Below are 11439 nucleotides of genomic sequence, written 5' to 3' on the forward strand. Positions count from 1 at the left end.
GCAGGCGCAGACCATCGACGGCACCAGCGTGGCCGACTTCGCCGAAATCCTCGCCGCCAAGGCCGCCGGCGCCGATCACCTCGACGAACTGCTCGGCGACGACCTCGACGCCTTCGTCCTCTTCTCCTCCAACGCCGGTGTCTGGGGCAGCGCCGGGCAGGGTGCCTACGCCGCCGCGAACGCCCACCTCGACGCCCTCGCCGCGCGCCGCCGCGCCGCCGGCCGGCCGGCGACGGCCGTTGCCTGGGGCTCGTGGGCGGGCGACGGCATGGCGGGCAGCGCCGAAGCGAAGGAGCACCTGCGCCGCCGTGGCCTGCGCGAGATGGCCCCCGAACGCGCGATCGCCGCCCTGCAGCAGGCGCTCGACGCCGACGAGACCTTCGTGGCCGTCGCCGACATGGACTGGGCGCGGTTCGCCGCCGGGTTCACCGCCGCCCGGCGGCGCCCGCTGATCGAAGACCTGCCGGAGGTGCGCGCCGGGGAGGAGGTCGTCACCGAGGTCGGCACCGGTCTCGCCGAAGCCGTCCGCGGGCTCGGCCCGCGCGAGGCCGCCCACCACGTGCTCGAGCTCGTGCGCGCGCAGGCCGCCGCCGTGCTGGGGCACGACTCCGGCGCGGCCGTCCCCGCCGACCGGGCCTTCCGCGACCTCGGCTTCGACTCGCTGACCGCCGTGGAGCTGCGCAACCGGCTGACCGCCGCGACCGGCGTCCGGCTCCCGTCGACCGTCGTCTTCGACCACCCGCACCCGCGGGCGCTGGCCGGGCTCCTGCTGGACGAGGTCTCCGGCGCCGCGGCCGCCACCACCGCCGGCCCGGTCACCGCCGCCGCGTCCGGCGAACCGATCGCCATCGTGGCCATGGGCTGCCGCTACCCGGGTGACGTGCGGACGCCCGAAGACCTGTGGCGCCTGCTGATCGACGGCGGCGACGGCGTCGGCCCGTTCCCCGCCGACCGCGGCTGGGACCTGGCCGCGCTGTACGACCCGGACCCGGCGAACCTCGGCACCAGCTACACCCGCGAGGGCGGGTTCATGACCACGGCCGCGGAGTTCGACGCGGCCTTCTTCGGCATCTCGCCGCGCGAGGCGCTCGCCATGGACCCGCAGCAGCGCGTGCTGCTGGAGACGTCGTGGGAGGTGTTCGAGCGCGCGGGCATCGACCCGGATTCGCTGCGCGGCAGCGGAACCGGCGTGTTCGTCGGCGCGACCTCCTCCGGCTACGGCGTCGGTGCGCGCGACGAGTCCGGCGGTTCCGAAGGCTACCTGCTGACCGGCAGTGCCCCGGCCGTCGTCTCCGGGCGCCTGTCTTACACGTTCGGGCTGGAGGGCCCGGCCGTCACCGTGGACACGGCGTGTTCGTCGTCGCTGGTGGCGCTGCACCTGGCGTGCCAGTCGCTGCGGCAGGGCGAGTGCTCGATGGCGCTGGCCGGCGGGGTCACCGTGATGGCGCACCCGGCGGCGTTCGTCGAGTTCAGCCGCCAGCGCGGGCTCGCCGAGGACGGCCGCTGCAAGTCCTTCGCCGACGCCGCCGACGGCACCGGCTGGGGCGAGGGCGTCGGCCTGGTGCTGCTGGAGCGGCTGTCGGACGCCCGGCGCAACGGCCACGAAGTGCTGGCCGTCGTGAAGGGCTCCGCGGTCAACCAGGACGGCGCCTCGAACGGACTGAGCGCCCCCAACGGCCCGTCCCAGCAACGCGTGATCCGCGCCGCGCTGGCCGGTGCCGGTCTGTCCACTTCGGACGTCGACGCGGTGGAAGCCCACGGCACCGGAACCCGGCTGGGCGACCCGATCGAGGCGCAGGCGCTGCTGGCCACCTACGGCCGGGGCCGCGATCGGCCACTGTGGCTCGGTTCGCTGAAGTCCAACATCGGGCACACCCAGTCGGCGTCCGGTGTGGCCGGCGTGATCAAGATGGTCCTCGCCATGCGGCACGGCGTTCTGCCGCGGACGCTGCACGTCGACACGCCGTCGTCCCAAGTGGACTGGTCGGCCGGTGCCGTCGAACTGCTCACCGAGGAACGCGCCTGGGTCTCCGAGGGTCCGCGCCGCGCCGCGGTCTCGGCGTTCGGGGTCAGCGGCACCAACGCCCACGTCGTCCTGGAGGAGGCCGAGCCCGCCGTCGTGCCGCCCGCCGGTCCGGATGCGACACCGCCCCTCGTGCCCCTGTCGGCCCGGAGTGCCACGGCGTTGCGGGCCCAGGCCGCCGGGCTCCGGGCCGCGGACGCGGCACCGCAGGACCTCGCGTACTCCCTGGCGTTCACGCGCGCCACGCACGACCACCGCGCGGTCCTCGTCGCGGACGGCGACGAGCTCGACCGGGCCCTGGGCGTCCTCGCCGACGGCGGGACCGACGCCGCCGTGGTGACCGGAACCGCCGATCGGGATGCGCTGCTGGCGGTGCTGTTCACCGGCCAGGGCGCCCAGCGGGCCGGGATGGGCCGTGGCCTCTACGGCCGGTTCCCCGTGTATGCCGAGGCTTTCGACGCGGTTCTCGCGCACTTCGCACCGGAACTACGCGACGCCTTCGAGGATGCCGCGCTGCTCGACCGGACCGAGTTCACCCAGCCCGCGTTGTTCGCGGTCGAGGTGGCGTTGTTCCGGTTGGTCGAGTCGTTCGGTGTCCGTCCGGATTTCGTGGCCGGACATTCGATCGGGGAGATTTCGGCTGCGCATGTGGCCGGGGTGTTGTCCCTTGAGGACGCGTGCCGGTTGGTGTCGGCGCGGGCGTCGTTGATGCAGGCGTTGCCGTCTGGTGGTGCGATGGTGTCCATCGCGGCTCCCGAGTCGGCTATCACGTTGACCGAGGGGGTTTCGATCGCGGCGGTGAACGGCCCCGAGTCGGTGGTCATTTCCGGCGACGAGGCTGAGGTTCTCGCCATCGCGGCGCAGTTCCCGAAGACCAAGCGCCTCAAGGTCAGTCACGCGTTCCATTCGCCGCTGATGGACCCGATGCTGGCCGAGTTCCGCGCGGTGGCCGAGACTCTCACGTACCACCCGGCGCAGATACCGGTGCTCTCGAATGTGAGCGGTGCTCTCGCCGAGCCGTTCACCGCCGACTACTGGGTCCGCCACGTGCGGGAGGCCGTCCGGTTCGCCGACGGCATCACGACCCTCGAAGCCGCGGGGGCCAAGGTCTTCCTGGAGCTGGGCCCGGACGGCGTCCTCAGCTCGATGGTCCCGGGCACCGCGATCCCCGCCCTCCGCCGCGACCGCGACGAAGCACGCACCCTGTTCACCGCGCTGGCCCGCCTGCACGTCCACGGCGTCGACCTGGATTGGGAGAGCCTGTACGCCGGATCGGCGGGACGGGCCGTCCCCCTGCCGACGTACCCCTTCGAGCACCAGCGGTACTGGCTCGAACCCGCCCGCCCGCAGCCGGCCGCCGACACCGCCGACACGGCGTTCTGGGCCGCCGTCGAGCACGGCGACCTGGCCAGGGACCTGGCCGTCGACGAAAACCTCGCCGACGCCATCCAGCCCGCGCTGCAGGCCTGGCGCACCCGCCACCGCGAGGCGAACACCCTCGAATCCTGGCGCTACCGCGTCGCCTGGCGGCCGCACCCGATCCCCGCCGGACGGCTGTCCGGCACCTGGCTGCTCATCGGCACCGCACCCGCGGGGCTCGCGGAAAGCCTGGCCGGCCGCGGTGCGGAGATCCACACCGTCCCCGTCGAAGGCATCGGCGAGGTGTCGGACATCGCCGGGGCGCTCGCCTTCCCGGCGAACCTGGCCGAAGCCCTCACCGTGCTGCAGGCCGGCCTGCCCGGCCCGCTCTGGCTCGCCACCACCGGAGCCGTGCGCACCGGCCGGTCCGACACGGCACCCGACCCGGCGAAGGCCCAGGTCTGGGGCCTCGGCCGGGTCGCCGCCCTCGAACTCACCGGCCGCGGAATCGGGCTGCTGGACCTCCCGGCCGCCCTCGACGACCGCGGCCACGACCGGCTCGCCGCCCTGCTGGCCGCGGGCACCGCCGAAGATCAGGTGGCCCTGCGGACGTCCGGCGCCTTCGTGCCCCGGCTGGTCCGTGCCCCGGCGGGCACCGAACCCGGCACCTGGCGGCCCGAGGGGCCCGTCCTGATCACCGGCGGCACCGGGGCCCTGGGCAGCGCGCTGGCCCGGACCCTGGCCGCCCGCGGCGTCCGGGACCTGCTGCTGCTCAGCCGCCGCGGCCCGGACGCGCCGGGCGCGGCGGACCTCGCGACGCAGCTGCGTGTCCTCGGCGCCGAACCCGAGATCGTGGCCTGCGACGTCGCCGACCGCGCCGCACTGGCCGAAGTCCTCAATGGACGTTCCGTCGGTGCCGTCTTCCACGCGGCGGGGCACGGCCGGTTCACCCCGATCACCGAATCGTCCACAGCGGACTTCGCCGATGTGGTCGGCGCCAAGGTCGACGGCGCCACCCACCTCGACGAGCTGCTCGGCGACGGCCTCGAAGCGTTCGTGCTCTTCTCCTCGATCGCCGGGGTCTGGGGCAGCGGGCACCAGGGCGCCTACGCCGCGGCCAACGCGCACCTCGACGCGCTCGCCGAACAGCGCCGCGTCCGCGGCGCGAAGGCGACGTCGATCGCCTGGGGCCCGTGGGCGGGCGCCGGGATGGGAGCCTCCGAAGCGGGCGAAGAACTGCTCCGCCGCCGCGGCCTCCTCCCACTCGACCCCGGCTTGGGCATGCGCGCGCTCCTGCAGGCCGTCGAGCTGGGGGAGACCACGGTCGTCGTCGCCGACGTCGACTGGGCCCGGTTCGCGCCGTCGTACGCGGCCGCCCGGTCCCGGCCGCTCATGGCCGAACTGCCCGAGTTCAACGCCGGCGAGGACACCGGTGAGCGCGGTGCGGCCGAGCTGACCACCCGGCTCGCCGCGCTGCCCGCGCCCGAACGCCGTCGCGTGCTCCTGGACGTCGTGCGCGCCCGCGCCGCGGCGGTCCTCGGGCACGACGGCGGCGAAGCGATCGAACCGGCGCGGCCCTTCAAGGACCTCGGCTTCGACTCGCTCACCGCGGTCGAACTGCGCAACGCGCTGGCCGCCGAAACCGGCCTCGCCCTGCCTTCGACGCTCGTGTTCGACCACCCGACCCCGGCCGACCTGACCGACCGCCTGCTCGGCGAGGTCTTCGGCGACGACACCCCGGCACCGGAATCGTCCACCGTGGCCGTCACCGGCGACGAGCCGATCGCCATCGTCGCGATGAGCTGCCGCTACCCGGGCGGGGTCCGGTCCCCGGAGGACCTCTGGCGCCTGGTCGGCGCGGGCGGCGACGGCATCTCCGCGTTCCCCGCCGACCGCGGCTGGGACGTCGGCGCGCTCTACGACCCGGACCCGGGCAAGAGCGGCCGCAGCTACGCCCGCGAGGGCGGCTTCCTCGAGGGCGTCGGCGAGTTCGACGCCGGGTTCTTCGGGATCTCGCCGCGCGAGGCGCTGGCCATGGACCCGCAGCAGCGGCTGCTGCTGGAGACGTCGTGGGAGCTGTTCGAGCGGGCCGGCATCGACCCGCACTCGCTGCGCGGCACGAAAACCGGCGTGTTCGCCGGGACCAACGGCCAGGACTACGTCACCATGCTCGGCGCGTCTTCCGGCGTCGAGGGGCACCTCCTGACCGGCAACACCACGAGCGTCATCGCCGGGCGCGTCTCCTACACCTTCGGCCTCGAAGGGCCGTCGGTCGCGGTCGACACGGCCTGTTCGTCGTCGCTGGTCGCGCTGCACCTGGCCTGCCAGTCGCTGCGGCAGGGCGAGTCCGCGATGGCCGTCGCCGGCGGTGTCACCGTGATGTCGACCCCGGGCGCGTTCGTCGAGTTCAGCCGGCAGCGCGGGCTCGCCCCCGACGGCCGCTGCAAGCCGTTCGCCGAGGCCGCCGACGGCACCGGCTGGGCCGAAGGCGCCGGGCTGCTCCTGCTGGAGCGGCTTTCGGACGCCCGGCGCAACGGCCACGAGGTCCTGGCGATCGTCCGCGGTTCGGCGGTCAACTCCGACGGCGCGTCGAACGGCCTGACCGCCCCGAACGGCCCCTCGCAGCAGCGGGTCATCCGGGCGGCGCTGGCGAACGCGGGCCTGCAGCCGTCCGATGTGGACGTCGTCGAGGCGCACGGCACCGGGACCACCCTGGGCGACCCGATCGAGGCACAGGCCGTGCTGGCCACCTACGGCCAGGACCGCGAGACGCCGTTGTGGCTGGGTTCGGTGAAGTCGAACATCGGCCACACGCAGGCCGCCGCCGGCGTCGCCGGGATCATCAAGATGGTCATGGCCATGCGGCACGAGCTGCTGCCGCAGTCCCTGCACGTCGACGCGCCGACGTCCCACGTGGACTGGTCGGCGGGCGCGGTCCGGCTGCTGACCGAGGCCCGCGAGTGGCCGGCCGACCGGCCGCGCCGGGCCGGGATCTCCTCCTTCGGCATCTCCGGCACCAACGCCCACACCATCATCGAGCAGGCCGGGCCCGCGCCGGTGCCGGGCACGCCGGAAGCAGCCGGGCCGGTGCCGTGGCCGGTGTCCGGCCGGACGGTGGCCGCGCTGCGGGCCCAGGCCGCCCGGCTGTCCGAAGTGGACGAAAACCCGGTCGACGTCGGGTTCTCGCTGGCCACCGGCCGGGCCGCGCTGGACCACCGGGCCGTCGTGCTCGGAACCACCGCCGAGGACTTCCGGACCGGCCTGACCGCGCTCGCCGAAGGCACGCCCGCCCCCGGCGTCATCTCGGGCGAGACGGCCGCCGGCCCACTGGCCGTGCTGTTCACCGGGCAGGGTGCCCAGCGCGCCGGCATGGGCCGCGAGCTCTACGCGCGGTTCCCGGCGTACGCCGACGCGTTCGACGAAGCCTGCGCCCATCTCGATCCGCACCTGGAGCACTCGCTGCGCGACCTGGTGTTCGCCGAGCCCGGCACGCCCGAAGCCGCGCTGCTGGACCGGACCGCCTACACGCAGACGGCGTTGTTCGCCGTCGAGCTGGCCCTGTTCCGGCTGGCCGAGAGCTGGGGCGTGCGGCCGGACCACCTGGCCGGCCATTCGATCGGCGAGCTGGTCGCCGCGCACGTGGCCGGCGTGCTGTCGCTGCCCGACGCCGCCGAGCTGGTCGCCGCCCGCGGCCGCCTGATGGACGCCCTGCCCGAAGGCGGGGCGATGGTTTCCCTGCGGGCGGGCGAAGAAGCCGTGGCCGCCGAGGTGGCCAAGACCGGCGGCCGGGCGGGCATCGCGGCCGTCAACGGGCCCGGCTCGGTCGTCGTCTCCGGCGACGAGGACGTCGTGCTGGAGCTGGCCGCCGGGTTCGCCGCGGCGGGCGTGCGGACCAAGCGGCTCAAGGTGAGCCACGCGTTCCACTCGCCGCGGATGGACGCGATGCTCGACGACTTCGCCGCGGTCGCCCGGCGGCTCACCTACCACCCGGCCGAGCGGGCCGTGGTGTCCACGGTGACCGGTGCGCTCGCCGGTCCCGAACTGTCCACACCGGACTACTGGGTGCGGCAGGTGCGGGCATCGGTGCGGTTCGCCGACGCCGTCGCGACCCTGGCCGGCCTGGGTGTCCGGACGTTCCTCGAAGCCGGGCCGGACGCGGTGCTCAGCGCGATGGCCGCCGACTGCCTCGGGGAAGACGTCGTGGCCGTCCCGCTGCTGCGCCGGGACCGGCCGGAGGAACGCGCGTTCGCCGCCGCGGTCGCCGGGCTGTGGGTCCGCGGTGTCCCGGTCGACCTCTCGGCCGCGTTCACCGGCGGTCGCCGGGTTCCGCTGCCGACGTACGCCTTCCAGCACCGGCGGTTCTGGCCCGAGGTCGCGGCGCACGCCGGGGACGTCGGCGCGGCCGGGCTCACCGACGCGGCGCACCCGCTGCTGGCCGCGACCCTGCCGCTCGCCGGCGGCAACGGCGTCGTCCTCACCGGACGGTTGTCGCTGTCCGCGCAGCCGTGGCTCGCCGACCACGCGGTCCTCGGCACGGTCCTGCTGCCCGGCACCGCCTTCGTCGAGCTGGCGATCCGGGCGGGTGACCAGGCCGGGTGCCCGGTGGTCGAGGAACTGACCCTGTCGGCCCCGCTGGTGCTGCGCGAGCAGGACGCCGTCGCGATCCAGGTGTCGGTCGGCGGCCCGGACGACGACGGCCGCCGTGAGCTGACCGTCCACTCGCGACCCGAAGGCCGCGACGACTGGACCGCGCACGCCGCGGGCGTCCTCGCGCCGGCGGCCGCGACGCAACCGTCCACTCTGGCCGAATGGCCACCTGCCGGTGCGGAAGCCGTTGACGTGAGCGGCTTCTACGACCGCCTGGCGGCGTCCGGGTTCGGCTACGGCCCAGCCTTCCGCGGCCTGCGCGCGGCTTGGCGCCTCGGCGAGGACGTCTACGCCGAAGTCGCCCTGCCCGACCAGCAGGCGGGCGCGTTCGGCCTGCACCCGGCCCTGCTGGACGCCGCGCTGCACGCACTCGGCCTCCGGGACGGCGAGACCGGCCCGCGGCTGCCGTTCGCCTGGACCGGCGTCACCCTGCACGCGACCGGCGCCACCGCGCTGCGGGTCCGGCTGCGGCCGGGCACCGGGGACGCGGTCGCCGTCGAGGTCGCGGACACCAGCGGTGCACCGGTCGCGTCGGTCGGCGCACTGGTGCTGCGCCCGGTTTCGGCCGGCCAGCTGCGCGGCCCGGACGGCGGTGACGCGCTGTTCCAGGTCGAGTGGACGCCGGTGCCCGTGCCGGAACCGGCGAGTGCCCGGTACGCGGTCATCGGCCCGGACCCGCTCGGCCTGGTGGCCGGGCTCGGCTCGTCCGGCACCGTCGAGTCCTGTGTGGACCTGGCGGAACTGGGCCGCCGCATCGGGGAAAGCGGCGAGGAACCGCAGTACGTGTTCTCCGCGATCCGGCACTCCGCGCAGCCGCGGGAGCGCGCCGCCTTCGCGCTCGAACTGGTGCGGGAGTGGCTGGCCGACGACCGGTTCGCCACCGCCCGGCTGGTGCTGGTGACCCGCGGCGCGGTCGGCGCGGCCGACGGCGACCGCGTCCCCGACCTCACCGCCGCCCCGGTGTGGGGCCTGCTGCGGTCGGCGCAGTTCGAGAACCCCGGCCGGCTCGTCCTGGTCGACCTCGACGACGAAGACCCGCGCTCGGCGGCCCTGCTCGGCGCGGTCGCCTCCGGCGAACCGCAGCTCGCCCTCCGGGACGGCCGGGCGCTGGCCGCGCGGCTCGTGCGGGCCGGCTCCGGCACGCTCCTCGAACCGCCCGAGGGCAACTGGCGGCTCGACAGCACCGGCCGCGGCACCCTCCAGAACCTCGCGCTGGTCCCGAACCCCCTGCCGGAAACCCTGGAACCGGGCACGGTCCGGGTGGCCATCCGCGCCGCCGGGATGAACTTCCGCGACGTCCTCATCGGACTCGGCATGTACCCGGGCGAGCCGATCATGGGCATCGAAGGTGCCGGTGTCGTCCTGGAATGCGGCGAAGGCGTCACCGGGCTCGCCCCCGGCGACAAGGTGATGGGCTTCTTCCCCGGCGCCTTCGGCCCGCGCTCGGTCGCCGACCAGCGGATGCTGGCCAAGATCCCCGACGGCTGGTCGTTCAGCGAAGCCGCGTCGGTGCCCATCGTCTTCCTCACCGCCTACTACGGCCTGGTCGACCTGGCCGGGCTGCGGGCCGGGGAGTCCGTGCTGGTGCACGCGGGCGCGGGCGGCGTCGGGATGGCCGCCATCCAGCTGGCCCGCCACCTCGGGGCCGAGGTCTACGCCACCGCCGGCCCCGGCAAGTGGGACGTCCTGCGTGCGTCCGGACTCGACGACGCGCACCTGGCGTCCTCGCGCACGACCGGGTTCGCGGAGCTGTTCCGCGAGGCCAGTGGGGGCCGTGGGGTCGACGTCGTGCTCAACGCGCTGACCAACGAGTTCGTCGACGCCTCCTTCGCGCTGATGCCGCGCGGCGGGCGGTTCCTCGAGATGGGCAAGGCCGACGTGCGGGACGCGGCCGCCGTCGCCGCCGCCCACCCGGGCGTCCGGTACCAGGCGTTCGACCTGGTCGAAGCGGGCCCGGACCGCATCCGGGAGCTGTTCACCGAGGTCCTCGCGCTGTTCGAAGCGGGCGCGCTGACGCCGCTGCCGGTGCGGACCTGGGACGTCCGGCGCGCCCCGGAGGCGTTCCGGTTCGTCAGCCAGGCCAAGCACGTCGGCAAGGTCGTGCTCACCATGCCGCCGTCCTTCGGCGACGGCTCGGTGCTGATCACCGGCGGCACCGGCGCGCTGGGCGGGCTGGTCGCCCGGCGGCTGGTCACCGGGCACGGCGTCCGCGACCTCGTGCTGCTGAGCCGCCGCGGGCCGGACGCCCCCGGCGCGGCCGAGCTGGCCGAAGGGCTGCGGGAGCTGGGCGCGACCGTCCGGATCGTGGCCGGTGACGCCGCCGACCGCCGCGAACTCGCCGCGGTGCTCGCCGCGATCCCCGCGCTCACCGGCGTGGTGCACGCGGCCGGTGTCCTCGACGACGGCGTCGTCGCGTCCCTGACCCCCGAACGGCTGAACGCGGTGCTGCGGCCGAAGGTCGACGCGGCACTGAACCTGCACGAGCTCACCCGCGACCGGGGGCTTTCGGCGTTCGTCCTGTTCTCCTCGGCGGCGGCCACCCTCGGCAGCCCCGGCCAGGGCAACTACGCCGCGGCCAACGCGTTCCTCGACGCCCTCGCGCAGTACCGTGCGGCCCGCGGGCTGCCGGCCGGGTCCCTCGGCTGGGGCCCGTGGGCCACCGACGGGATGCTCCGCGAAGCCGACCTCGCGAAGCTGACGCGGTCGGCGTTCGTCCCGTTCACCGCCGACCGCGGGCTCGACCTGTTCGACGTCGCGGCGGCCCGGCCGGAACCGGCGCTGCTGCCGCTGCAGCTCGACCCGGCCGCGCTGGGCGCGCAAGCCGGGCTGCCGCCGCTGTTCGCGTCGCTGGTGCGGGCGCCGGGCCGCCGGACCGCGGAGACGGCGGCGCCGGGCGACCCGGCCGGTCCGCCGCTGGCCGAGCGGCTCGCGGCCGTGCCCGAGACCGAGCGCGGCGAGTTCCTCCTCGACGTCGTGCGCGGGCACGTCGCCACCGTGCTGGGCCACGGCTCGGCCGCCGACGTCGAGGGCGGCCGCGGGTTCCTCGACCTGGGCTTCGACTCGCTCACCGCGGTCGAGCTGCGCAACCGGCTCACCGCCGAGAGCGGGCTGCGGCTGCCGGCCACGCTGATCTTCGACCACCCGTCGCCCGCCGACCTGGCCGCGCACCTGCTGGCCGGGCTCGCCCCCGCCGCCGTCGACGAGGCCGACGCGGTGCTGGCGGAACTGGACCGGCTGCTGGACCGGGCCGGGGACAGCCGCCGGATCACCGCGCGGCTGGAGACGCTGCTCGCCCGGCGCCGGGCCGCCCACGGCGACGAAGACGGCGAAGCCGAACTCGACTCCGCCACCGACGACGAAATCTTCGACCTGATCGACAACGAACTCGGACTGTCCTGAATGGACGGCAC

The 11439-nt window shown here is 75.3% G+C and carries 1 protein-coding gene (only partly in view); it reads left to right on the forward strand.

The genetic code is table 11. The features are described from left to right. Positions 1–11428 carry the 3' portion of a type I polyketide synthase gene (locus OO60_RS47450; protein WP_051767655.1) on the forward strand. 3851 nt of this gene lie to the left of the window's left edge, so the window shows 11428 of its 15279 coding nt (coding positions 3852–15279); its start codon lies beyond the left edge, outside the window; it ends in the stop codon at positions 11426–11428. Positions 11429–11439 lie beyond the last annotated feature (11 nt).

The sequence above is a fragment of the Amycolatopsis vancoresmycina genome, from assembly GCF_000716785.1.
GTDB classification, from domain to species: Bacteria; Actinomycetota; Actinomycetes; order Mycobacteriales; family Pseudonocardiaceae; genus Amycolatopsis; species Amycolatopsis vancoresmycina.